This window comes from Flavobacteriales bacterium, from assembly GCA_020635855.1.
GTDB lineage: Bacteria > Bacteroidota > Bacteroidia > JACJYZ01 > JACJYZ01 > JACJYZ01.
The window spans coordinates 319,143-344,969 of the sequence record JACJYZ010000002.1 but is presented as its reverse complement, the minus strand read 5'-3'; the positions used below and the strand labels follow the sequence as shown (position 1 = coordinate 344,969).

Below are 25,827 nucleotides of genomic sequence, written 5' to 3'. Positions count from 1 at the left end.
TATCCGGAGCGCGCTTGCGCATTAACGGTAACACGCTAGAACGCCCGGTTCACCCCTACCACGTAACGCATTTGCACATACTCGGGTGATACAGCCGGAGTCCGGTTCAGGAAAAACGGCATATCGAACCGGAACGTCAACGGTTCAACCATTTCCAGGGGCGTCCACTTCTTCACGGTCAACGCAAAGCCGAGACCACCATCGGCACGAACGTCAGCCATTTGTAAGGTAGCGCCCGCGGCGGATGCATTGATCCAGCCGGCATCACCGAACAGGTACGGTGTAAGTGAAAGATATTCCTTCAGGAACTTGGGTTTGAAACGAATGTATTTATCAAACTCCAGTTCTCCGTTGAATGCCACTCCGGTTTGTCCTTTATATACCGCCTTCACATCAGCTGAATTGTTGCCTTGCGCCACAAGGTAACCGGCATACCCCCTCAGGTTGAGGCCTCCTCCGTACTGAATATGGCCCAGGTCATCCGTGAAGCCCATGATCCGGTCATCATAATAGGGCAATGACCGCATGAACTTGTTCTCCATCATCTCCTCGGGATTGGCGCCTGCCAGGAACAAAGATGACTCGGAGGCCCAATTGGCCCCCATGCCCCACTGAAAGAAAGTACGGGTGCGGAGATTGAATTTGGCGATGTGGTTGTTATTCACCGACGAGAGGCGCAGGTAGGAATAGTCGTAATCGCTGCCGAACGTACTTGAACGCAGCAACAATTCCACATCACCGTCTCCATGCTTGTATTTGTAAGTATGCTCGATGCCTATCTGCAAGGTATTGTTAAAGTACACGTCCTTATGCGTGGGTGACATTGACCATTCGTTGGGATACAACAGGTAATGGAGATCGGTACTGTCCATACGCGACATGCTCTTTGCTTCTGCAAAAAGCGTGGTGCGATTGCGGTTGAGTTTTTTCGACAACCTGGTTTTCAGCAGGTGCAGTCCGTCAAGGTGACGTGCCGTCAGTTCAATCTCCGAATCCTTGAACGACTTCCCCAGTGGCGTGGAATAGATCACATTCCACGATAGGTCATCGAAACTGTTGATATCCGCTTCCCTGGGAAACTGGCTCTGGAACAACCCGGTGTTGATCCATGCGCTCACATGCAATTTGTGATAATGGTTCAGGTACTGACCGTTCAGGTGGAAGCCGGCTTTCACGCCATCAAAACCGTTGTACCAGAAATCAGGACGTCCGTACAACTCATAACGACCCCACTCCGGCAGGTTGCGGATGCGTGCATCGTAGTTCAATTCCACCGGGAAGCGCTTGGAGTTGTCCAACTTATATTTATCCGCCAGTATGCCCGACGGGTCAATGATCACATCGTCGATGCCTCCCGGAATGGTGACCCGGGCCTCATACACCGGGTTCAGGTTTCCCCTGCCGTACCATTTGGGTAACACGGTGGCCTCCGTTTGTTTGATGAACCAGGTATTGGGAATGTGGTAATCATATTGTTTGCCATCAAGTGCGATCACACGGAAATCGACGGGCATTTCCATCTCGCCTTTGCGCCTGAAGCGAATGATGTATTCATCGGGTTTGTTCCCCTTGCGAATACCGCGCACGGCGTAATCGATGGTTTTGGATGTTTCGATCCATTCGTCAAAAAACCAGTTCAGATCTACGTGGGTAAAGCGAATAATGGATTCACGGAAGTCCTCTACATACGGATGGCAAATCTTCCACTGTTCAAAATAGTGTGCCATGGCAGATCGGAACAGGTCTTTCCCCAGTACATATTCCAGGTTCATGAGCATGGATCCGGTCTTGTAGTACACATTCCGGTATCCTTGTCCGCTTTCAGGGAATGCGGAAAAATCATCGGAGTGGGTGTTCAGCGTAGAGAGGTCTTCCTGGGTGGTGGAGATGATATATGGATACAGTCCCCGTCTCCATGTCACCAGATCAGGTTTCCTGTACTTGTTCACATATTCGTACTTGCTCTTTCCGGCGGGGATGGTATCACCCTCCAGCTGCAACAGGGAAAATACGGTCAACCAGGTGGTGAAACCTTCATCAAGCATGGCACGGTAGGTTTCATTGTTGCCCACCTGACCGAAAAACCAATTGTGCCCTATCTCATGGCAGAGAAGGGTACGATACCCGGGATCTCCGCCATTGTCAAGTGTAAGCATGGGATACTCCATTCCATCCCTGGCATCCGCCACCACCATTTTATGGTACGTGTACATGCCGATGTTTTGCGAATAGACGCGAATGATCTCCGCAGCATACGCCGCGGCATTCTGCCACCTCGATGCGTGTGGTTCCTGGGCAACGGCCACACAACGGATTCCATTCCATTCAGCCTCGCCAATTCGGTAAGTGGGGTCTGCGGTAAAGGCGAAGTCGTGCACATTTTCGGCATGGTACTTCCACGTTTTCCGTTGGGTACTGTCGTAAGGCGTGATCACGGAAGCTGCTTCACCCCATGGCTTATCCTTGAAGTTCTCGATCTTGAGTTTCTCTGCCAGGTCATCGGGCAACACTTCTTTCCGGTTCAGCAGGTTGCCGGTTGCTTCAACAACCATGTTGGAGGCGAAATCCAGCTCCACATCATAAGTTCCGAAATCACCGTAGAATTCCCTTCCCAGGTGTTGATCTGTGGTCCAGCCGAATTTCCTGTCGTACACTGAAATCCTGGGATACCAATGTACTCCGTCGTAATGTTTGTTCCCATCGGTGATCCACATTTTCATGCGACGGCGCATGGCTGAAGAAAGCGCACCGCCCCTTCCGTCGTACAAGCCGTAATAGGTTCTGAATGCAATATCAAATGTAACGGAAGCACCGGGCTTCAGGGGTTTGGTAAGATATACCTTAACCACCGTGTTGTCGTATTCCACGCGCAGGTCTTGCCCATTCGACTTCATCATCATCAGCTTGGTGCCCAAGCCGTTTTTCTCGTAGCCGTTAAACTCCGGGGTTTCTCCGTTGGCCCTGATCAACTGATCATAGTACGAACCGGGCTGAAAAGCATTCTGGTATAGATGGAAGTACACAAAGGTGAGCTCATCCGGTGAGTTGTTGGTGTACACCAGTTGCTCCGAACCCTCTATCACATCCTGTTGTTCATCAATCTTCGCCTTGATGGTGTAATGTACATCCTGCTGCCAGTAGTCCTGGAAAGGTTTCCGGTTCTTCCAGTAATTCGGGTTGGAGCGGGTGGCGTAGGTATCCGGTGGATGCAGCGGATCATAGGTCTGTGCATTCGCTTCGTGGGTGGTCAGAAGGGCCGGTATCAGGCCTGCAAACAACAAGGAAATGAATCGTAACATGTCATCGGATTTGATAAACGAATGTACGATAAATTCACTTGGTTGCACGACGAAGATCCATTACCTCACACACAACAAAGGAAGCCAACGGGCGACATCCGTGCACTGCGGATCCAAACAAAAAAAGGGCCATCCGAAGACAGCCCTTCTCACGATAAACACGGGTAATGACGCTTACCGATGCATCTTACTGATCATGCGGTTGTATGAATGACCATCTACGCGCAGCGACAGCATATAATTGCCGTTGGCCACATCGCGCATATCCACGGTTTGTTGCTGGGATCCGGCAGGGGAGGTTCCCAAATTCTTTTCAAACACCTGCCTGCCCATAAGGTCGTAGACCAAGATGGAGGTGTTGGCCTGTGAAGAAAGTGAGAAAGAAACCTGGTACACACCGTTACCGGGGTTGGAAGAAATACCGAGCAACGGATCTTCCATGTCCTGAACACCGGTGGCCAACTCGCATCCCTGTTCGCGCACTTTCCAGTCGTAGAAGAAATAGTAGTAGTCCAGCTCGGTGGGGGTGGCTGTGGATGACTTGATGCTGAGTACTCCTGGCAATGTATAAGGATATGAGGGACCTGCGCTGTTCCTATACAGATTGGGTGTTCCGTTGATACCGATGTGGTAATCCGTACCTACGGCGAGGTCGAAATCAAGGGTCACACGGCTTTCGCCGTCGGGGATATTCACGGTTTTGCTTTGCAGCACCTTGTCGTTCGCATCCCGCAACTCGATGGTGCGGTTACCGGAACCCTGGGCATACACTTTAACAGAAGACAGCACACAGGCTTTTGTCACATCGAAAATCAATGCCTGGTCACCGGTATAATTGGCTCCGCTACCAAAAGTATTATCGGTTGGCCCGACTGTTTTATCAGGATAGGGAACACCCTGTCCGACGGTGATGGGAATGTTTTGGTTATCGCTGCCGTTCGCATTGCTTACGGTCAGGGTCACATCATAATTACCGGGTGCGGAAAACGTATGGGTTGGATTCTGAAGGCTGGACGTGGAACCATCTTTGAAATCCCACAGCCAGGTATCAGGGTTTCCCTGGGAATTATCTGTAAACTGAACGGTAAGGCTTCCGCAACCCGAACTTTTATCTGTAGCTACATCGGCAACGGGCATGCTACCGCCGGGCATATCGGTGACTTCCAAACCTTCTTTCCAGGTACCCGAACTTCCGCTGATCACGATGGAGCTGCCACCGCTGTAGTTGTTGGTGGTTGTGCCATTCCACGGATCCATCACTGTGAGTTTACTGGTGTTTGTGTTGTAACCACAACCGACCACCACGTGACCGCCTCCGGCGTTCCACATGACCCCGATGATGAAAGGACGTTCATCACCAAGTATGCCGGTGATCTGTGAAACAGAAAGCGGACCTGAATAGAGATCGCTGTGCACGGGACCGAAATGAGACAGGATGTCTTGTATCGGCTGCATTTCATTGGTTTGGTTACAGCCACCGGGAGAATTGCAGCAGCTGCTTTTGCTCCAGTTGTAATTGTTGATCTCACACTGGCTGACCGCGGTGCTGTAGTACCGCAGGATACACTCGCTGTTGGCTGCCCAGCACCAGTTGGTTTGTTCCTGATCAACCTGGTCTACACCTGCCGTATAGGTTTGTGCGGTCGCAGACAAACCGGCGATGCACATCAGGCCGGCAATCATGAAAAGCGTTCTGAAGTTTTTCATAGGAATCCTTTTTGATGTTGATCTGTAGAGATTATTTGGATGGGGTTGATACTGCCTTCACCAATTCGGGCAGTGTGTAGGACGATTGGTTGGATCCCACCTGTGACAGATATGCCTTGGCGGATGGCAGCGGGAAAAAGCTGGCCCGCTCGGCAGATGCACCTTGTTGCTGGTACGCTGCAAAAGAGCACTTGTGCACATAATCATTCAACAGGATCCGGTTGGCATCTCCGGCCACATGAAGTTCTTTTTCCAGGTGATCGAGCCCTTCGGCCAGGATCGGAGCCCCCACCGACTGGATACCCATTTTACCATCTACCTCACCCACGGTTAACATGGCCCTGCAGGTTCCGTCAACCATCACCGCCACATAGTAGAACTGTGTGGGGGATATGTTGCCGTTCTCATCCACCGCCATGATCTGATAAGTGGCACCTAAGGTTGCCCTGGAAAATTCTTCCCGGTTGTTAAAGCCGTGTTGCTTTTCCAGTCCTTGGGGAATGTAATCCAGATAGGAGGTCATGCCGTTCCTGGCCACCTCCGATACCTGTGTGTTTTGTGAAAATCCGTGCAATGAAGCACAGATCATCAATAAAAGCATCCATCGTTTTTTCATGGCATAATAAATATTGGTTATGTACTGAATAGGAACACTCTGTTTCGCGGGTACAGGGCTGCAAACTGCTAAATGCATGCAATGCACACCTTGATAACATGATGAATTTTGAATCCAATCAACCGACTGATGGACGTACAACCGGCCGTTAAGCATCACTCACTTATCAATCACCTGACACACTCTTACGGGAAGGCTTTGAATGCAACCACCTTCCCTCACTTGGTGATTTCACTCAATATGTTCAATCGCGAAAAGGAAGTCAAAGAATTCTTCGGTTCCTTTTTCTACTTCCGACCGGGAATGAATTCACGTAAAATACTGACTACTTGAAATCTGTGTAAAGAAATCCTAAAATTTTCGAAAAGGATTTGGGCTATTTTCGAATGCCGTGGTTTCAGGAACGATGGCTGGCAGAACGGATACTTGCGTTCAGTTCAAATCCGATGAGCAGGATGATGGAGTTAAAATAAATGAACAGCATCAATACGATGATGGTACCCAGTGAACCGTAGAGTTTGTTGTACTGTCCGAAATTATTCACGAAGTAACCGAAGAAAAGTGAAACGACGATGGAGAACAGGCTGGCGGCCGTGCCACCTGCAGAGATGAAGCGCCATTGGGATTTGGCTGAAGGCCCCAGGTAGTAGATGAATGATATGGCGAAGAAATAGAGGGCCAGTACGGTGATCCACTTGCCGGTCTCGAACAGGTAGATGCTCCACTCTGCCTGAATCCAACCCTCTCCTATCAGCCAATTCAACAAAAAGCGACCGAAGATGATCAATGAGATGGAGGTCAGCAGCAGGGTAGACAAAATCAGCAACAGAAAGATGGAGACAAGACGTTGCTTGACAAAATTCCGCGACTCAAGCGTATGAAAGGTTTGGTTGAAATTATGGATCATCGCATTGATGCCATTGGTAGAGAAATACAGCATGGAGAGAAAACCGATGGACAGCAACCCACCCCTTTTATCGCTTAGGATATCCTGGATTGTTTCCCTGGAAGCATCATATACGTTGGCTGGTAATACGCTGCCCAGGAGTTCCATGAGCTGATCCTGGAAATTCTCTATCGGGATATATGGAATCAGTGTGAAGAAAAAGATGATGGCAGGAAACAATGCCAGGAAAAAATGGAAGGCCATGGAAGAGGCCCGCGTGGTAATTGAGCTTTTTTGCAATCCCTGAATAAAGAATCCCGCCACGTCGTAAAGGGGCAGCTTATCAAAACCGGGAAGTACAATCTTTTTGGAAAGTTCAAGAACAGCCGCAACAAGCTTCAGCTCGAGGATAAACTTCAGCAGCTTTCGCTCCTTGGGTTTTTCTTGCATCAAACCAGGGTTTTCAGGCTCAGATCCAGGCAAACGACAGAATGTGTAAGACTGCCCGAAGATACGAAATCCACACCTGTATCCCGATATTCCCTCACGTTGTGAAGACCGATATTCCCGGACGCCTCACTGGGCATACGCCCGGCGATCAGCGACACAGCTTCCTTCAGGATGGGAATCGGAAAGTTATCCAACAGAATGCGATCCACATACCCGTATCCGGCAATGGCTGAGACTTCTTCCAGGGTCCTGGCCTCAACCACAATTTTCAGGTTCAACCGTTTTGCATCCCTGTATGCCAGCACCCGGTCGATGGCCTGAATTACCCCCCCACAGAAATCAATGTGGTTGTCTTTGATGAGGAACATATCATCCAATCCGAAGCGGTGATTCACGCCACCTCCGATGTGAACGGCCCACTTCTCAAGCGCCCGCAGTCCAGGCGTGGTTTTGCGTGTATCCAGTACCTGCACGGGGGTACCGGCCAGAACATCCACCATGGCACGGGTGGTCGTTGCAATGCCACTCAATCGCTGCATGAAATTGAGTACAAGACGCTCGGCTGAAAGAAGGGATGCGGCAGGACCCGAGACTGTCAGGATGCGATCGCCTGATTGAACGGCAGCACCATCAACTACATTTGCCTGCCATTTGATGCCGGTATCAACCGTGTGAAATATTTGCCGGGAGAGTTCCACCCCGGCAATAACACCAGGTGCCTTGGCTATCAGTTCGGCCTTACCTTGGGTGCCAGACGGCAAGCATGCCAGGGAAGTATGATCTCCTTCACCGATATCTTCTCTGAGGGTCCGTTCGATCAGGGCCTGAACTTCATCTGCGGACAGATGTGGAAACTGCATGTTCACTTGGGAAGTATCACTCTTTGCTGCCATCGAGCTCAAAACTAAGGGCGTCGATGAGGAAACGGTCGCCCGCTTTCTTCAGCAGGAAATAAGTACGGTAAGCCTTGTTTCCCGAAATATAACGCCCGATGGCGTATTGGGATCCATCTCTGGAAGCACCCTTGTGCATGATACTGAAACTCTCCGGGGGGTTCTTGATGAAGAAGTCTTTGAGGATCAGTGAAGCTTGTTCTTTGCTGTATGCATCTTCTTCGTCACCGATGGTTAAGGTAACGGTATAGTTCAAATACCTGGATAGTTCTTTCGAACTTCCGGCCTTGATGGCGGAGGAGATGTCATCGGTCACATCCGTGATACCTGAAGACATAGCCATGCCTGAGACAAACAACCACCCGATTACACAAAGCAACGATTTCATTCGATACGGTTTCTATACATCCTCAGGATTACAGGGTTTGCGCGTCAACGGCAAATGCCCGACGGGACCAAGATACCCATTTCCTGATTTTCATACTTTCAGCAAAAACCAAGCCAACAATATGGGTTCCAATCCATGCGCATTCGAAAATAGGTATTTTCTGTCAGCAATGCCTATGAACAGCTTATTTCTGAACTTGCTTCCTTATTTTCGTTCCGGCATTCCCATACCGGCTTTCTATGAAAATCACGCTTATTCTGATCGGTGAAACGGATGACCCGCATCTGGCGGCGTTGATGCAAGACTATGAAAAACGTCTTCGCCGGGTGGCGCAAGTGCAGGTTGTAATCCGTTCCAACAAAAAGATTAAAAGTAGCTTACCCGCTGACATGTGCAGGCTTGAAGGCGAACTGGTCTTACAGGCCGTGGAAGCACAGGATCAGGTGATCCTGCTTGACAATAACGGGCAAATGTATTCCTCCGAAGGATTTGCCGAATTCCTCCAGGCAAAAATGAACCGATCCGTGAAAAACCTGGTTTTCGTGGTGGGAGGCGCTTATGGTTTTTCGGATGAAGTGAAACGGCGGGCGCAGGGCACTTTCTCCTTGTCCAGGATGACCTTCACACACCAGATGGTACGAGTGATTTTTCTGGAACAGCTCTACCGGGCGTTCACGATCTTGCGCAACGAACCTTACCATCATTGAATCAGGTTCTGTTGATCAGGCGGTCGATCAGTTCCAGGTAATGGGGCCCGATGGCCTGCAGGGAAAATCGGTCTTCAACGGTTTTTCTGCCGGCAGTTCCCAGCTGTTTCCGCAACGTTTCCGACTCGATCAGACGAGACAGCTTTTCCAACCAATCCTGTTGGGAGGATGCCAGAAAACCGTTCACGCCATCAGTGATGATATCCGCATTCACACCCACCGGCGACATCACTGCGGGTATACCCATTGACATGTATTGAAGTCCTTTGAAACCGCATTTACCGCGGGCCCAGTCATTATCCGGCAACGGCATCAGGCCGATATCAAATGTGGCAAGATCCTGTATTTCGGAGTGTTTGTTCCATTTTACGAATTCAACATCAAACCCTTCCATACATGGAGGCACATCGGCAATGACCCTGAACCTCACCCGATCACCCCACCTGGTTTTGAGTTCTTTCAGGGCAGGCACCGCTTCATCGTAATGCTTCAGGGTGGTGGAAGTACCCGTCCAGCCAACCCGAACTGTTCCTTCAGACGGCCTGGTGGCGGCCGGAAGGTGGTAGTTCACATCGATGGTGGTTGGGATTAAATGCACATTCGGGTTGAATCGTTTCGCGTAATTGGCAAGGTAGGTATTGCCTGCAAAAACGGCATTGGACATGGCGATGATCTCATCCGTTTTGGAGGGTCGTTTCAGCCAGGCCAAACGTTCGTTGCCCTCGGAAACATCCTGCAACCAGATGGCATCATCGAAGTCCATTACCACGGGTGTATCCGACTTTCTGAGCATGCGCTCGAACACGGTTGATCCGAGCATAATCGCTTCCCTGTAGACGATAATCAAATCGAAATGATTCGCCTTGAGTACATCGTCCAGGCGGCGCAAAAAGCTTTTGAAGATGATGGCGGTTTTGCGCAGGTAGTTGCCCCGGCTGTAAAACACCTTGTCATCTTTCTCATCGATGATGTGTGAGTGTGTGATCTCGTAGCCATTGGCCTCCAGCAACGGCATGTATTGTTCAAACCTGAAGCGCTGCCCCGGCGACCGTCCCGGGCGATGTGCTGCAATATACAGGATCCTCCGTTTCTCTCCGTTCATCTGCGATTCGCTATGGCCTGATATATTTCCCTGTACTTTTTCACTCCGGTTTCTAACGAAAAATGGCGGACAGCGGTTTCCCGTAGTCGTTCCCCGGGAAAAGCGCAGACGGTGTCAATGGTCTTCATCCACTTTGCGAATCCATGCTTGCTGAGATCTGTAATGGCCGGAGATTCGAACAATTCACGGTACACCAGGTCCACGTCACCCACTCCGGCGTTGCAAACGATGGGTATACCGGACGCCAGCAATTCACCCATTTTGGTTGGGGAGGATGCCTTTTTTGAATAGCACGGACGAATGAAGAAAATACCGAGATCAAACACATGAATGGCTGAAGCCACTTCCTGCCGTGGCAAAAATGCAACATGTATGCGGCTGGCATCCACACCACGCTGTTGCGCCATGTCCTTGATCATTTCCGGAGGGTCAGGTGTAATAAAAAGGAACCGGGCGTGGGGTTTGGTTGTTAAGAGCTCACGAAAAAAATCCAGCATCTCAGGCAGCATGTACCATGTTCCGACAGAACCGAGGTAACCCAGAACGAATGCATCATCGGGCAACCCGAACCGGTTTCGCCAGGCCCGCGAAGCCTCCCGGTCATGATGGTTGTTAAAAAGATCCATATCCGCACAACAAGGGATCACCTGAATGGGCGGGAACGCAGCTCCCGCAAGGCTCCATTGCAGCATTTCCTGCCGGCCGTTCTCGGTCAGTGATACCACGGCGTCTGCTGTTGTAATGAATTCCTTTTCCTTCTTTTTGAAATACTTGTAAACCCGTTTGATTGCAGGATTCTTGAGGTTCCAGATACCACCTTCCACCCTTTCATCGGCCCAGAAACCGCGCATATCAAACAAGAAAGGAACACCGAACCTGCGTTTCATTTCTACACCTGCGAGTGCAGCAATATAGCTCCGGCAGTGAACAAGATCAAACAGTTGTCTTTTGTGGATTTCATAGGCCGTTTGTTTCATCCTGTGCAAGTCCCACAGGGTGGACAAAACGGGCGGCCATTTGGTATATGTAAGGGGTGTCCATCCTATACCGTGTTCGTTCATCAGCTTATCCACATCGGCTTTCCGTCGCCGGTATGCATCTTCCTTTTCGAAGCTTATGATATGGAAATGATTCCCTGCCGCAGCAAGTCCGATCACATATGGCAACACCTGCGAACCACCGAGGGGATCGGTTAAACCGTCATAAGTGATGTAGAGAATTTTCATACCTTTAACTGAAAGTTGCCAGCTGCCAGATGTATCACGTTTCCTTCCTCGATTTCATCTTTTCAATTCCCTATCTGGTAACACTTCTATTGCTGGGCAATTTTATAAAAACCAGCAATAAGATTGATGCACATTTGAAAAAATACTTCTTTACGGGATTTACACTCAAATTAATCGGCGTATTGGGATTTTGCTTTGTTTACCTCTATGTATACGGTGGAGGAGATACAGTGAATTACTTCCGAGGAGCCGATGTCATAATCAACCTGGCCAAGCAAAACACATCTGTGGCCCTCTCGATCCTGTCTGGCAATCTTTCCTACCACAACTATACATATTTCAATCATACCACCGGTTGGCCGGCCTGGTATATGTGGATTGATGCGAACACCTTTTCGGTATCCCGCCTTACCTCTCTGTTTGCCCTACTTGGTGTTCAGAATTTTTTTGCCACAAGCCTGCTCGTTGCGTCCGCAACCTACATTGGCATATGGAAGTTTTATCGGCTGGCGTGTGAACATTTTCCTCATTTGCACAAACAATTCGCATATGCCGTTTTGTATTTCCCCTCTCTTATATTCTGGGGTTCCGGCATCATGAAAGACTCATTCACACTCAGCTGTGCTTGTTGGCTGACATACAATTTCTACCAGATTGCCATTAAGAGACAACGGGTTCTGCCCAACATCCTGATGCTTCTGTGTAATCTCTATATTATTCTCAACATGAAGGCGTACGTGTTAATCACCTTGATGCCGGGACTGGCCCTGTGGTATTATTCACATACGATTTCGAACATCAAACTTCAGATCATCAAATGGTCGGTACTCCCTGTCCTGTTGTTCATCATTTTCATATCGTTGTCGTATATGATTCGCAACTTACAACATGCAATGGGTGACTATGGCAGCGTGGATACAATGCTGCAAAAAGCGAAGGTAATCCAGGGCGACCTGTTGCGCGCTGAGCAATACGGCAGCAACAGTTATTACATCGGTCAATTGGACGGAACATTGGGAAATGCCCTTTCCCGCATTCCCATTTCTGTTTTTACCGCTTTATACCGACCGTTGCCGAACGAGATCGGCAGCATCATGATGGTATTGTCAGTAGTCGAAAACATTTTCCTGCTGATGGTAACCGCAGGTATTTTATGGCGCACAAAAATTATCGGAATCATCGCGATCATCAGGCAAAATACATTCATACAGTTTACCCTGGCATACACCTTGGTATTTGCATTTGGCGTAGGACTTGCCAGCACCAACTTTGGAGCACTTGTGAGGTATAAGATTCCTATGGTGCCACACTTCCTCGTTACCATTGTGGTGTTGCACCACTTTTCAAAAAGAGCAGCTGGAGAACGTCTGATTAACGCCGAACAAAGTATCCCTTCAATGAGTCACCCAGACCCAGGCCATTCAACAAACCGTTGATTGCATTTTTTAGATTTCCCATCACCAAAGAACCACCGAAGGCTTTTCTTATTTTTTCATCCGTGCTCACAGGAGAAACCGCATTGGCGTTGGTATCATTTTGCATGCTGGTGCGACATCTGCTCACGCTTAAACCTGTAGTCAATACTTTTGTGGTGGTGAATCCTTCGCTCTCCGCAAGACGAATAAGCGTTGACCTGGTGAAATAGCTCAAATGTTCAGGATAGCCCAGCACGTTGTATTTTTCTCCCAATGCGTAACGAAGAAGGGAATTGAAATTCGGTGTTGTGATGTACAGCAAGCCTTTCGACCGTAAAAACAAACTGGCGGCGGAAACAAAATCGTGCACATTATGGAGATGCTCAATCACTTCAAAACTGGTTACCACATCAAACATACCCGGTGCAAACATGTCTTTGGAGACAGCACCCGATTTCATGTGAATTCCTTTTGAAGCGCAAATATTTACAGCCTGGGTTGAATACTCTGTTCCGTACACCTCCCAGCCTCTCTTTTTGGCTTCCTCCAGAAAATACCCGATGCCGCAACCCATATCCAGTAGCTTGCCTGTATTGCGAAAGGGCTCAAATGTATCCAGCAACCGATGATAGCTTTGAACCGTTAACGGCGACAGATAGTCATCACGGCCATATCCATCATAGTGGGAAATTAATGTGGCCTGATCGGGAATTTTTCTTGCAAAGACATGGCCGCAGTTGCTGCACTTGCAAAGATAATGGCGCTTGAATGCAGGTAAATCCTTCAACGCCTGTGCACCGCAAAGCGTACAATATTGATGGTACAGGTTCACAGTGAAAGTTCAGGTTTTACCTTATTTAAAAACTGTTGCATAACAATCATTAACCAGACGCGGTGGAAAAGGTAATCATTTCCTCTCCGGAAGGCATCTACATAACGTTTCACCTGTTGTATATCGAACAAACCAACTTCTTGTAACAGCCGATCAGACAGGTACTCATCAATCAGAAAAGACAAGTCTCCCTTCAGCCATCCGGCCAGGGGAATAGAGAACCCCCACTTCGGGCGATGCACCAATTCGGGCGGGAGGTAATCGGCCAACAATTCTTTCAACAGATATTTCTTAATCCGCCCGTGAACCTTAAGTGACGGATCGAGATTCATCGCATAGGTCACCACATTGTGGTCCAGCAAAGGAACCCTAACTTCCAGGGAGGCACGCATCGATGTCATGTCCACTTTTTCAAGCAAATCATCCTTGAGATAACCGTTCATATCAAACAGTGCCTGTTGCTCACAATCCGTCAACCTTCTTTTCAGCGGATGACCGGCAGGGAGAGTCGCATCAGGAACCGCATGCTTCAACAGGGGATGAATTTCTTTACGTGCAAAAAATCCTTGTTCCTGTGAAAAAAGATGATCGGACAATTCCTTGCGACTTGCACAATTCAGCAGGTGCGCCGCTTTCTGATACCGTTGATGTGACAAATTCCGCAGCATACCACTCAACGGTTTTCTACATCCCCACACCAACGGGTTTGCCAGTCGCCTTCTCCAATCGTACAGGCCATATCCCAAAAATAATTCATCTCCTCCGTCACCGGAAAGTGCAACGGTCACATGGTTCCCGGCATACCTGGACACCAGGTAAAACGGCAAAGCAGAGGTATCTGCAAAAGGCTGATCGAAATGTGCCATCACATCCGGCAGCAGGTCCCGGGCCTCTCGTTGGGTCACGTACAGTTCATGGTGATCGGTCTTCAGGGCATCAGCCACTTTTCTTGCAAAACCCGATTCGTCAAACGGTGCATTTTCGAATGCCACGGAAAACGTATTCAAGCTTCCTGGCATCAGCTCCGATGCAATAGCGGTTACCAGGCTGGAATCTGTTCCCCCGCTCAGGAATGCGCCTACCTTCACATCGCTGATCAACCGATACCCTACCGAATCGTAAAGTTTCTTTTTAAGTTCGGCTTTCGCCTGTTGTTCATCTTTCACCAGGTCCCGGGTCACAACGGCAGCGAGGTCCCAGTATGAATGTATGTTCCATTCACCGTTTTTCCAGGTACCCACGGAACCGGCCGGGAGTTTATGTATCTTTTCGAATACCGTATCCGGTTCGGGCACAAATCCCATATGCAGGAAAGACTGTATGTGCCGCATGGATACGGTTGCGGGTACTTCTGCTTGCATCAATGCCTTGAGTTCTGAAGCAAACGCAAGTGTTCCCGCTCCCTGGTAGTAATACAAAGGTTTGATACCCATCCTGTCACGACACAGGGTCAACACGCGATCCTGTTTGTCATAGATGGCAAAGGCGAACATGCCGTTCAGCCTAGGAACTACATCTATACCCCAAACACAGAATGCTTCCAGGATTACTTCCGTATCGCACGACGTACGCCAACTTATATCCAATTCGGAAGCAAGCTCCCGATAGTTATAGACTTCGCCGTTGTATACGATCACATACCGGCCGCATGCACTGGTCATGGGCTGCGCCGCCTGGTCCGAAAGATCAAGTATTTTCAGCCTTCTGTGTCCCAGATACACACCGGCCTCCGAATCCGTAAAATACCCGAATCCGTCCGGTCCCCGATGCATCAGCTGACTTGTCATCCGCTCCAGCTGGGCTTCCGCTCTTTTTACTGACAGAATACCTGCGATACCGCACATGATCAGATGCTGTTTAGGATACCTGCCAAAACTTCTGTTTGTTTCTTCCTGGAAAACCGTTCGACAATTTCCGGACGAATGGTAACCGGTTGCGACGTGTTGTTCAAAAAACCTTCAACATGGGTTACCAACACCGCATGTATCTCTTCAGGCGTTTCGGCCACACATCCGGGATCATAACGTTCCATTAGTTCTTCCAGGACGTCGTGGTCGTTCGGATAAACCAGTATGGGTTTCATCAAACCTATGTATTCAAAAACCTTGCTCGAAGGTATGCCTTTCTTGCCGAGATGAGCGATCATGACCAGCAACTGGGAGTTTTGCTGAATCGTTAGTGCCTCTTCTCTGCTCATCCGCTCTGTGATGATAACATTGGCTTCGTAGCCTTTCAATGCATACATAACCCTTGAAGCCTGCACCGTGTCGTACGCCAGTCCCGGGAAACATAGTTGGATGTGCACCTTATCCCTGTACATGTCGATCAAACCGGTCACTTCTTTCAAAAAGGTTTCAATGGGTTGTGATGGATACAGGGTGCCATTATAGGTAATCCTGAACGTTTCCGGATCCACCTCTGTTTGTTGCCTGTGCTTTTCAACCACCTCATCATAGCCATTCAACAGAAGCTCACCTCTCACACCGATATACCCGGCAATCTTTTGCACATAATGAGGGGAGACAGAAGTAATACAACTGGCGCTACCTACCCATTTGCGTTCCTGTCTCCTCATTCTTGGAAAGAGGAAGAGACGCTCAAAAGGAGTGTATTCGCTGATTTCGCTGGTGGTCCAGTCGTCCCTGTAATCGGCCACCCACTTCACCTTGTGTTTTCTGTACAGCATGTAACCGAAAAGAAACTGTTCAAAGGGCCGTGCGGAGACAACAACTTTGGAAACATCCGGATGAGCGGTCAGATAACGATCCGCCTCGATGTACATCGCATAAAAGGGCAACCTTGACGGCACAACCTGCTCTCCCAACCATTGCCACAGGGTAAAGAACTTGGAGATAAACCTCCATCGGGTACCGGACAACCGTGCATAAATCCGGTCCCTGAAGGTGATTTTAACGGGAACACTGATCACCTCGTAGCCCTGGGATGTCAGATGCTGAAGGTTACTGTCAGTAGGCACAGACATATCCCTGGCGGATCGGATGTCATGATCCCATCTTCGGGTGATCACAACGGGTTCATAACCGAACGCTTGGAGATGGTCTGCCCATCCGGCCGGGCGAAGGGAAGCCGGCATGTTGCAGGGTGGAAAAAAATAGGATATGATGAGTACCTTCTCCACGCTATTTGCCGAATATATGATGGTAGACAGACCTAAACAGCCGTGGATGATAGTTACCCGGTATACCGTCGGAAACCATGCTGCGATTGTGCCATAGCAAAACAATGGTATGACCGTACATCATGGCCCTGCTGATTTTTTCGAGTGCCAGTTCCTTTGCCTGTTTGCCATTGACCCGCAAATAGTCGCTGAAGGTACCGTCCATCAATGTAAGCGGATAGCTTTTCACTTGCATCACGGCCTGTTCCCTGAAACACCACATACGCGCCGGAAAACTTCTTCCTCCCCTGAACATAAGATCATCGGCGAAACCGAAACTATAATCTTCCTGTATGCCCAGCGGGTCCAAGGCAGATAGGTCATCTTGTCGGAAAAATTTCAGGTAATGCAACCTGGCCATCTGCGCGCGCCGGCCGAAAGTATTTTCAAAGGCCCCCATTTGACGCTTTAATCGCGCTGGTTGATATAAGGCATCGTATCCCGGATGCAAACCGAAAGCCACACCGGATTCATCCAACTGCCGGATAAAATGCCGCACCGCAGGCTGGGAAAAATCATTGCAAACATCATACTGTTCATCATCACGGGTCATCAGCCAAAAAGCGATGTTACGCACCGTCACATCACCACCGGCCAGGCCGTAGTTTTTTGCAAACATATCATCATTCAAATACGGATTGAACACCGGGTTACTGCGTCCCTTTCTTATAGACACCAGGTTGCGGATCATCCGACGCCAGTTCCCTTTGACCAATTGTTTGAACAATATCTTGAATGTACCGGTTGTTCCGACCGCATCCCAAATATTCAGTATATCAAAATCGCATGTGAACACCACCTCTTTCGGATGTATACCGGGGTTGGTTCCCAGCTGTATCCTCAGCAGGTCCCCAAGAACATCGGTCACGGGGTAGGTCAGGTATTTCCTGTGGTGCACATGTACCCCTTGCCCACTGACCCGTCCATGCCGATCAGGCTCAATATCCGCCGAAAGGTAGAATTCCGCCGAAAAGAAATGAATCAGCTTCAGCAGCGCCGCACGGGGGTGCCTGACATGAACCATTGCATGAATTTCTGTTATCGGCCTGGCCTGTTTCAGCATTTCCATCAGATCGTCCAGAAATTGCAGGTCGGCCTCATCACAGGCGGGCTGATTGAAGTCGAACCCGGCTTCCTCATAGAAGTTCGCACCGGATCTCACTCGAATGACCGCTTGTGATACATCGAGATCCAGGGGCGTTGTTATGCCCGCTAGTTCGGTAAGCAGATATGTAATGTGGTTTGTTGTTACCATAACCCTGCAACCCACCGGTAATTTCCATTCCTTTGCAAAAGGCGGGAGGCTTGAAAGGGCTAAAGTTGCGGAAAAAATGTGTGACTTATATTCATTTTCAGCATACCTTTGATTCACATCAAACCAACGCCGTCAGTGAGTACCAGGGTAAAACAGGATTTCGAAAGCTATTGGGCCCAAACGGATAATACATTTCACGCCAACCAGGACCAGGCGAGCCTGAATAAATATGCTGCCGAGATTTGTTACCTTGTTGGTTTCGGCCATCGGTTGTTGGACTGCGGATGCGGCAACGGTGATTTTCTTCCCGAGCTGAGCCGACACTTTAAAAAGATCACCGCTATTGACTTTTCAGAAAAAATGTTGGAAAAGGCATCCGAGCAATTGCAAAAAGAAGGAATCGGTCACGTCGAACTCATGCGCGGAGATATCAGGGATCTTAAAGAATTGTGCAAGAAGGAAACATTCGATGTCATTTTGTGCAATGCGGCATTGCAATATCTTACCGTAACCGAAGCGGAGCAATTTGTCCGCACATGCAAGGGTTTGCTGAATGAAAACGGCAAACTGGTGTTAATGAACATTCCCGACCGGAAGCTCAAATCACTCTACCTGACGAATCTCTATAAGGATGATGGATCGCGCAGTGATATGGCCATGTTCTTTCAATCCTTGCGCGCCCGCTTTTACCTGTTCCGGAAAAAACTTTTTTCGAACCGAAAAGGCGATTCGGCTCAGATCGGTACTTGGTTCACTTACCACGATTTCAAGAACATTGCCTCAAAATCCGGCATGAGCTGCTACTTCTCATACTCCATGTACCCGCCATACGGATATCGCTTTCATGTGGAAATGTATCCGCAACGATCCTGAACGGAGCATACATCAACCTTTCAACGCCGACATATAAACTTCCGCCAGTTGGGTTGAGACCCGGGATTCACTGAACCGTTCCATCATGTGCTTCCTCACAGATCTACCGTCAAATGCCGATACATTGTCGATGGCCTTCTGCAAGGCAGCAGCATAATCATTCTCATCCTTCACAAGTACCAGGTTGCTGTCGCCGCTGAAATCCCCTGGCCCGCCCGAATCCATCGCAACAACTTGCCGCTCCATTGCCAGTCCTTCCAGAACATTAAGGCCAAAGGTTTCAAAGCTGCTGGTGGAAACCACGATGTGTGATTGCTCCAGATGTACACGAACATCTTCGTGACTCATTTCCGCAAAGATCTCCACATGATCCTGTAGCTGCACATCCCGGATATATCTTAAGATGCGTTCCCGTTCGGGTCCTTTGCCGATGAGGGTAAGATGGAGGGGTGTGCGCTGCAAGAGTTCCCGGAATGTACGCAACAGCAGCAGGTGGTTCTTGTTCGGGGAGAATTCGGCCACATAAATCAGGCGTACCGGAGGAACGGAAGGAACCGGATCCGGTGGTAACTCAAACATTGGGGCAAGTACGTTGGGCACCACTTTGACCCGCTCAGGGTTGAGTTTGTACAGGTTCTTCAATTGGGCTCCCAGAAAGGTGCTGACCGGAATAACGGTGGCTGCATCATGGTACACCTTTTCAATCAGAAACCGTTCATAGGAATGTTGCCGGGGATATTGCAGCACCATCGACGAAGCATGTTCCGTGATCACATAGGAAAGTTGCCGCTTCGCAAGCAACACCGAAGCTCCGAAGCCTCCCATGAACACACAATGTGCGTGTGCCAGGTCCGGTGAACCGAATTGTTGGCAATACCGGTCATATGCCCGAACGATGGACCGCGCCATGCCGTTGAAATTCATTTGCGTGTACCCGGGTGCTTTGGAGCGAAGAGTCAACTCCAGTACCGGAAAATCATTCGTATGGTAAGCATGTACCTTATTCCCTTCAAAATAGTTAAGAATAGAAAACCTGCCGTTCCACATGGGAAACAAAACACCCACCTGAAAGCCCTTTTTTTGCATCATGCGGGCCTGCTCATCAATGAAGGTGGCATAAAAAGGGTTCTGTCGGGTTTTAAACCAGGATGGGATAAAGAGTATGTGCATACTTGCAGATCTTCCGTTCATGTTCGACTTCGAATGCCGAACAGCATCCATGGGATTTTCATCAACTCAAGTACCAGATATACGGAGGGTTTGTTCATCATACCCATGTACCACACAGAAAGCGATACCCGGAATTGACGATTGCATCTGGCCTGATAAAGAAACATTCTGTACTTGCTGTCTTTATACATCAGGATATCTGCCTGCGAGAGAAAAGGGCGGATGATTTCTTGGTGGTTTTGGTACAGATCATCTATGGCCTGGACGTACATACGAACATCTTTCAGCTTAACCACATTCAGCGACTGTTGTACCGAGCTGCCACTGTGTACGAACTGCAAGCTTGTATACCCGGGTAGCTGGTACACCGGATGAGCAGCAGCTATCCGTAACCATAAATGTGTATCCTCCCAAATCCTGAATCGCTCATCAAAAGGATTTCCGATGAGTATATCGCGGGAGATACAAACCTGGTCGGGTACAACAAATGTTGTCCATATTTCTTTCAGCAGGTTGGGTGCCGACATGTTCAGCAGGGGGTATTGCTGCAACCCGCCACCTTCGTGCCTGACTTCAAGTCCGGACACACACATCCCTGTCTTAAGTTGATGATCACCGATGTATTTCTGAAAGGATGCCAGGTGATCCGGATGGAAAACATCATCACTGTCCAGAAAGCAAATCCAAGAACCTTTCGATTCCCGAACGCCCCGGTTCCTGCTGGCGCTGCGTTCCTGGTTTTGCTGGTGCAGATAACGGATACGTGCATCATCAAATCGCTCAACAACGGTACGGGTCTCATCGGTGGAACCGTCATCTATGACAATGAGTTCCCAGTTGTTCTCCGTTTGTCCGAGCACACTCTCAATGGCCCTTCCAAGGGTACGTGCACGGTTATAGGTAGGAATAACAATGGAAAACAAGAGGGCGTTCATACGAGAAATGCAAACGGCACATATTGCCGGCGTTTGACCACATCACGCAACCGCGGTCAGGTTTACTTCTTTTTTTTAAACAGGTAGTGAGGGTTTTTGGCTACACATTCGAAATCCGGATGTACCAGAATTTCTTTCATCAAATCGGAGGAACCGAATCCGGCCTCATCCGAACTATCATCAAAAAACACATACCCGCCCGGGTCCAGAAACGTGGCAATATTTTCAAAATCCCGCTTTGCATATTCGTAGGTATGGTTTCCATCCACAAAAGCAAAGCTGATAGGCCCGCCGAGGTGTACATCCCTTCCAAAAAGATCTTTTGCCTGTTGTTTTTTGGACCACATATCAAAAAAATCATCGGAGAAAACCTCGATAGGATGCGGCAGGTTGTCTTTGGAAAAGAAAGACACGTTACGTTTGAAGGTATCCATGACAAATGATCTGTACTCGGTATGATCAATGCCGGAATGCCCTATCCTTCTTCCGGCTTCCGCACCTTCAAATATCCACCTGTCCGATGTAAACACTTTGTTGTGTTTGTTGTGTCTGGCCAGACAATAGGTGATCATGTTGGTGGACAAGCCGCAAAAAGAGCCGATCTCAATGATGGGGTTGTCTGTAGGAAGGTTGCGGATTGCCAGATCAAAGCAATACAGATTTCCTCTATCCATCATACCGGCATTGGCAAACGAAAGCCATTGAACATATTCGTCTTCCAATATTTTTCGCGAAGGTGTCTGATGCCCCCTCACTTTATGAAGAATCTTTCGAAGCAATATTCGGAGTGTATGGTTACTCCCGGTTATTCGCCTGTATGCACGAACCACACGGGAAAACCAAAGGTATTGTTTTTTTCGGATTCACGGAGAATGCCATTGGGTCGGAATTCGGAAGGCTGATTGCTTGGTTTTTTTTGAAAATATCGCCGGTAATGGCATGAATTCATAGCCAACATTTACCCGCTATGTTTCATCTTCCAAAACAAAAACATTTCAAAGGAATAAAGAACAGGCTTTGATAAAACTTAGAGTGCGTCGTGATCAAAAGAATGAATGGCCCAGAATGTACTTTTGTCAAATTGCTCCATTTCATTCTCCGAAGCATAAAAGATAAACGGAACCCTCTCATGAAGCGGACCTCTGTTAAAGGGATTCCGAATAAACCCGTACTTTTTCAAAAGCCTTGATTGCAAGGAATTTTCCTGTAAAAAAGCAACAATTCCTTTTGTATCCTTCCCCATGGCCGCCTTCAGGTAATTGAACAACTGTCTGCCCTTTCCTGATGGATCTGCATAAAAGTCAAACAGGATTAACTTGTCTTTCTGTTTGTAGTAGGTCAAGTAAGAGCAATATTCACTGCCATCCTTAACGGCAATGGTCTTATATACATGCAGTGGATTGGAAGTACGCCAGCAAAATATTTCCTTGTTCTTGAATGAATGAATCTGCGCATGCTCGTTGCTTTTTAAGGTCAGGTGCTCGATAACACCAAGATCTGAAACTTCTTCCACCATGGAAAAATCCCGGCCCGACAAACCGGTCAATAGCTTGGGGTAGAAATAATACCTGACCTTGAATATTTCCTTCCACCCAAACTTCAAAAAGCCCGGTGTGGATTCGCCTCCTCCGAAGCCTATGATGAACAATTTGTTTTGTTCCCTCAAAAGATCATAGCAATGCATAGCCAGCATCCTGAACAATCCTTTTCGCCTGTGGTTCGAGTGGGTCATGGTATCACATGACTGGTATATGACTCTCTTCTCACCGTTGATCACATACGTCTCAGGTATTACGCCGTAGTAAGCAGCTACTTCTCCTTTCTCATCCTTGGCGTAAAATCCTTCGGCAAAACCAGAGGGATTGTCTTTAAACTTCCACTCGAAATATGTAATATCCACCTCCATTCCGAAGCAATCCTGCATCAGCGGGATTAGGAGCGGGAAGTTCTCTCTTTCAAGCTTATGAATGGTATATCCGCTCATTGCTATTTCCTCATTCTGGCGTGAAAACGTTCCGCTCTCAGGATGGTCTCATGGATGGGGTCATCCATGAGATAAATCCTGCTGATCAGGTTGAATTCTCTGTTCACCTGAGAAATATCATTCACCTGATTGTCCACCAGAAGCATATACTTTACCCCTGATTTTTCAACAAATGCTTTTACCTGTTCGTTGTACTGTCCGTTGGGCAACGACAAGATATCAACTTCCCTGTTCAGCTTAATTCTTAATTCATCCAACGAAGCCCTGACCTCCGTTTCCATGGCAGTCATTCCTTCCACGGTGGTTAGTATATTATGGTTGTAGGTATGACTTCCCACATCAACATCATTGTTTGCCAGATAGATAATTTCCTCCCAGTTCATCATGCGATGATGCGATCGGATGTTGTATTGCGCTGCAAGCTGTGTGATGACATTTTTTCTTTTCTGTTCTCCTGTATTGAGCAGGTGATGGAAGAACTTGAGGTAGTACATCATCCAATTGCCCCCGAACTCTGACACTTTCTTTATTTCGGGATCGGTGGTGATGTTGTTTTCCTTAAGATGGTTGAATATATCATTCAACTTTTGGGTCCAGATGGTTTCGTTGCTATTCGCACATGCATTCACAATGTTATGGTTGGCCGGCAGTCCCATTCGCTGGAGAATAGGCATGGCATGTTGGATGAAATCGTAATACCCATCATCAAAACTTAAAATGAGTTTTGGTTTCGATGCGGGAACATGAATGTCTTTGAAAGATACCACGGTGTAGTACTTGCACACATACTCCAGCAGCAGCCGGAACGTCTCCGTTTGGATGGGATTGAAGAAATAATCCCTTTCATCTGAAATCCGGTGAAGGCAAAGCACCGATAGGGTATTTTTCTTGCCCAAACGCAACATGCCGGGCAGTCCCGCATGATACAAAGTCCGCAAAAGCAATTCCTTCATACAGTGGTATTATGTGTACCTGCGGAATGACCCTGAGTGCACAAATTGCAACGGATTTTAAAGTCACAAACAAAGATACGTTTCTGGCTGAAACGATGTCCGGCGTGAGTCTCAAATATACGGATGAAGCTTGCTGCTAAACCCAGCCGCAATTTCCTGAACCAAATACGTCAACACGGTTAAGGTTTGCTTTTATCTGTACTGATGCGCGGGCTGCCCTTGGGATAAATTCTCGATATTTACCAACTTCTATGGCAAGCACAAAAATACTTCCCGACGATGTGTCCGACGCACTTGAAAAGAAAACCATGCAGGTCGGCCACCGGCACCGTACCCGCCTGCAGTGAATACTTTGAAACAGGGTTCTGAGGCACCACCAGCAACACGTTTGATAATGATCCCCAACACAACTTCTCCATCATCTCTATGCATGCACGGATCACCAGCCATTTATGACATACACATGGGCAGGTAGATAAATTAATTACATTTAGCACATATGTCTTCAAAAACAAAATCCGCTTACCTTAAGGTGTTCGGCCCTCTTCTGGTCATCTTTTTCCTTTCATTCATAGAGTGGTGCATTGATGCTTACGTGGGCAATGGTGATGGCTATGTGGAATCCTACGGAATTGACATCTTTTTTCTCTCCGTACAAGCATTGCTGTTGGTGATGTTTTTGTTTCGGCTCACGGGAATGATTGGAAACAGAAAGCACCAATTCGTATTCCTATTAACCCTGATATTCCTGGCCCTTTGCTTTATCGCCGGAGAGACCACACTGAGGATCTTACGCTGGAAAGATTTACGTTCCTTGGATGGCTTGGCCGACTATGGCGACACATGGAAACTGCCCAGCCGCTCGCAAGTGAACGTATCGGGAGGTGGGTACCTGAAACCCGATTTCAAAACTTCCATCATCGGAGAAAACGGAGAACCGGTTGCTTATGCCACCAATGCATTCGGTTTCAGAAACAGTTACGAGGTTACCAAGAACAAGCCCTCTGGAACACAACGGATCCTCAGTTTGGGCGACAGTTTTAACGCAGGATACCGGATCGGCCAGACATCCACTTATGGTGCATTGATCGAACAATCATTGAACCGGATCCACCCTGACCGTAAACACGAAGTGCTGATCTCTTGCATTGAAGAACCTGTGACCGGGTTGTACTACCTGCAGCATGACGGCAAAGAATTTCAACCCGATGTGGTTCTCCTTGGTATCACCCTTGGAAATGACATTGCACAAAGTTACGTCAGCCTGCACCCTGATGGCATGTTTGCGGTGACCGATTCCGGGCTGCTGACCCTCGACACCAATCGCTATGAGAATTTCGGGTTCTCCTCCCTTGCAGATGAAAAGATCGGCAACGGATGTTTGCAAAACAAAGGAACCGGTGCGGGAGATGTGGCGATGAAGGTGCTGTCACATTCTCATTTCTTTCACTTTCTCCGCCATCTTTTTGATCCGGGTGTGGCCATCCTCAGCTGGTATGAGGCCAAAGGATATACATGGTACCCTCCCCAAACCCATGACCCTGCCCATGCGCTGGGTTATTTCATGAAGGAGTCCACCCCCTCGGTGGATAGTGCCTATGCCGTTCTCACTCACACATTGCTGCTTTACCGGCAATACTGCGAGCGCATCAATGCCCGCCTGGTGGTTGCGGTATTCCCTCAGCGGTTTCAGGTACAAGCAGAAGACTGGGAACAGACAATTCAACGCTACCATCTGAAAGCCGACTGCTTTGACCTCTTCAAGCCGAATACGGTCATCAAAGCTTTTTGCGAACAACACCGGATTCAGCTTGTAGACCCTACGGACGCCATGAAGAATGCACACATCAATACCCACATCCAGCTGTACATAAAAGGAGGCGACATGCACTGGAATGCCTCCGGCAACCGCGAATTCGCCGAATACTTCATACAATCCGTACCCGATCTTTATTGAT

Annotated in this window: 21 protein-coding genes; 4 read left to right on the top strand and 17 right to left on the bottom strand. The window is 48.4% G+C overall.

The features are described from left to right. Positions 1-35 precede the first annotated feature (35 nt). The 6 genes from H6585_01390 to H6585_01365 all read right to left on the bottom strand — a co-directional run bounded on the left by H6585_01390 (position 36) and on the right by H6585_01365 (position 8,239). Complete coding sequence (locus tag H6585_01390) at positions 36-3,299, bottom strand: M1 family metallopeptidase (GenBank protein ID MCB9446982.1); 3,264 nt, start codon at positions 3,297-3,299, stop codon at positions 36-38. A gap of 174 nt (positions 3,300-3,473) precedes the next feature. Beyond that, the gene (locus H6585_01385; protein ID MCB9446981.1) at positions 3,474-5,006 is read right to left on the bottom strand and encodes a PKD domain-containing protein; all 1,533 of its coding nucleotides are present in this window, start codon (positions 5,004-5,006) and stop codon (positions 3,474-3,476) included. Between the two features lie 31 nt (positions 5,007-5,037). Continuing rightward, positions 5,038-5,622, bottom strand: a complete 585-nt coding sequence (locus H6585_01380) for a hypothetical protein (protein MCB9446980.1) — start codon at positions 5,620-5,622, stop codon at positions 5,038-5,040. Between the two features lie 397 nt (positions 5,623-6,019). Continuing rightward, entirely contained in the window at positions 6,020-6,958 is a 939-nt protein-coding gene (locus H6585_01375) for a YihY/virulence factor BrkB family protein (GenBank protein ID MCB9446979.1), read from the bottom strand. After that, the gene (gene nadC / locus H6585_01370; protein ID MCB9446978.1) at positions 6,958-7,818 is read right to left on the bottom strand and encodes a carboxylating nicotinate-nucleotide diphosphorylase; all 861 of its coding nucleotides are present in this window, start codon (positions 7,816-7,818) and stop codon (positions 6,958-6,960) included. Before nadC ends, H6585_01375 begins: the two co-directional genes overlap by 1 nt. Before the next feature lie 16 nt (positions 7,819-7,834). Further along, complete coding sequence (locus H6585_01365) at positions 7,835-8,239, bottom strand: DUF4783 domain-containing protein (GenBank protein MCB9446977.1); 405 nt, start codon at positions 8,237-8,239, stop codon at positions 7,835-7,837. A 239-nt stretch (positions 8,240-8,478) separates the two neighbouring features. Between H6585_01365 and H6585_01360 the strand changes: the two genes are divergently transcribed. Beyond that, on the top strand, positions 8,479-8,946 hold the full coding sequence (locus H6585_01360) for a 23S rRNA (pseudouridine(1915)-N(3))-methyltransferase RlmH (GenBank protein ID MCB9446976.1): 468 nt from the start codon (positions 8,479-8,481) through the stop codon (positions 8,944-8,946). A 1-nt stretch (position 8,947) separates the two neighbouring features. On the opposite strand, the gene H6585_01355 is transcribed toward H6585_01360, so the two are convergent. Both H6585_01355 and H6585_01350 read right to left on the bottom strand, forming a co-directional pair. Beyond that, positions 8,948-10,048, bottom strand: coding sequence for a glycosyltransferase family 4 protein (locus tag H6585_01355; GenBank protein ID MCB9446975.1), 1,101 nt, complete (start codon positions 10,046-10,048; stop codon positions 8,948-8,950). After that, a complete protein-coding gene (locus H6585_01350) occupies positions 10,045-11,274 on the bottom strand; it encodes a glycosyltransferase (GenBank protein MCB9446974.1) in 1,230 nt (409 codons plus the stop codon). The genes H6585_01355 and H6585_01350 overlap by 4 nt, the downstream gene beginning before the upstream one ends. A 29-nt stretch (positions 11,275-11,303) precedes the next feature. Here H6585_01350 and H6585_01345 point away from each other — a divergent pair, with 29 nt between their 5' ends. Continuing rightward, positions 11,304-12,710, top strand: coding sequence for a hypothetical protein (locus tag H6585_01345; protein ID MCB9446973.1), 1,407 nt, complete (start codon positions 11,304-11,306; stop codon positions 12,708-12,710). Here the strand turns inward: H6585_01345 and H6585_01340 are convergent. Genes H6585_01340 through H6585_01325 form a run of 4 tightly spaced genes read right to left on the bottom strand, consistent with a single transcriptional unit; the run spans position 12,646 to position 17,861 of the window. Beyond that, positions 12,646-13,521 (bottom strand): class I SAM-dependent methyltransferase, encoded by an 876-nt coding sequence (locus tag H6585_01340; protein ID MCB9446972.1) that lies wholly within the window; start codon positions 13,519-13,521, stop codon positions 12,646-12,648. The genes H6585_01345 and H6585_01340 overlap by 65 nt on opposite strands. Next, positions 13,518-15,365, bottom strand: a complete 1,848-nt coding sequence (gene asnB, locus H6585_01335; GenBank protein MCB9446971.1) for an asparagine synthase (glutamine-hydrolyzing) — start codon at positions 15,363-15,365, stop codon at positions 13,518-13,520. Before asnB ends, H6585_01340 begins: the two co-directional genes overlap by 4 nt. Positions 15,366-15,367: 2 nt before the next feature. Then, positions 15,368-16,660 carry a hypothetical protein gene (locus H6585_01330; GenBank protein ID MCB9446970.1) on the bottom strand — a complete coding sequence of 431 codons (1,293 nt, stop codon included), beginning with the start codon at positions 16,658-16,660 and terminating at the stop codon, positions 15,368-15,370. A gap of 1 nt (position 16,661) precedes the next feature. Next, a complete protein-coding gene (locus H6585_01325; protein ID MCB9446969.1) occupies positions 16,662-17,861 on the bottom strand; it encodes a hypothetical protein in 1,200 nt (399 codons plus the stop codon). 228 nt (positions 17,862-18,089) lie between these two features. Here H6585_01325 and H6585_01320 point away from each other — a divergent pair, with 228 nt between their 5' ends. Further along, complete coding sequence (locus H6585_01320) at positions 18,090-18,827, top strand: class I SAM-dependent methyltransferase (GenBank protein MCB9446968.1); 738 nt, start codon at positions 18,090-18,092, stop codon at positions 18,825-18,827. 12 nt (positions 18,828-18,839) lie between these two features. On the opposite strand, the gene H6585_01315 is transcribed toward H6585_01320, so the two are convergent. The 5 genes from H6585_01315 to H6585_01295 all read right to left on the bottom strand — a co-directional run bounded on the left by H6585_01315 (position 18,840) and on the right by H6585_01295 (position 23,869). After that, on the bottom strand, positions 18,840-19,997 hold the full coding sequence (locus H6585_01315) for a glycosyltransferase (protein ID MCB9446967.1): 1,158 nt from the start codon (positions 19,995-19,997) through the stop codon (positions 18,840-18,842). 17 nt (positions 19,998-20,014) lie between these two features. Next, positions 20,015-20,932, bottom strand: coding sequence for a glycosyltransferase family 2 protein (locus H6585_01310; protein MCB9446966.1), 918 nt, complete (start codon positions 20,930-20,932; stop codon positions 20,015-20,017). Between the two features lie 62 nt (positions 20,933-20,994). Continuing rightward, positions 20,995-21,711, bottom strand: a complete 717-nt coding sequence (locus tag H6585_01305; protein ID MCB9446965.1) for a class I SAM-dependent methyltransferase — start codon at positions 21,709-21,711, stop codon at positions 20,995-20,997. Between the two features lie 248 nt (positions 21,712-21,959). After that, positions 21,960-22,916: a GNAT family N-acetyltransferase gene (locus H6585_01300; GenBank protein MCB9446964.1), complete on the bottom strand. Its 957-nt coding sequence runs from the start codon at positions 22,914-22,916 to the stop codon at positions 21,960-21,962. Between the two features lie 2 nt (positions 22,917-22,918). After that, positions 22,919-23,869 (bottom strand): polysaccharide deacetylase family protein, encoded by a 951-nt coding sequence (locus H6585_01295; GenBank protein MCB9446963.1) that lies wholly within the window; start codon positions 23,867-23,869, stop codon positions 22,919-22,921. 499 nt (positions 23,870-24,368) lie between these two features. On the opposite strand from H6585_01295, the gene H6585_01290 reads away from it, so the two are divergent. After that, positions 24,369-25,826: a hypothetical protein gene (locus tag H6585_01290; GenBank protein ID MCB9446962.1), complete on the top strand. Its 1,458-nt coding sequence runs from the start codon at positions 24,369-24,371 to the stop codon at positions 25,824-25,826. Position 25,827: the final 1 nt, after the last annotated feature.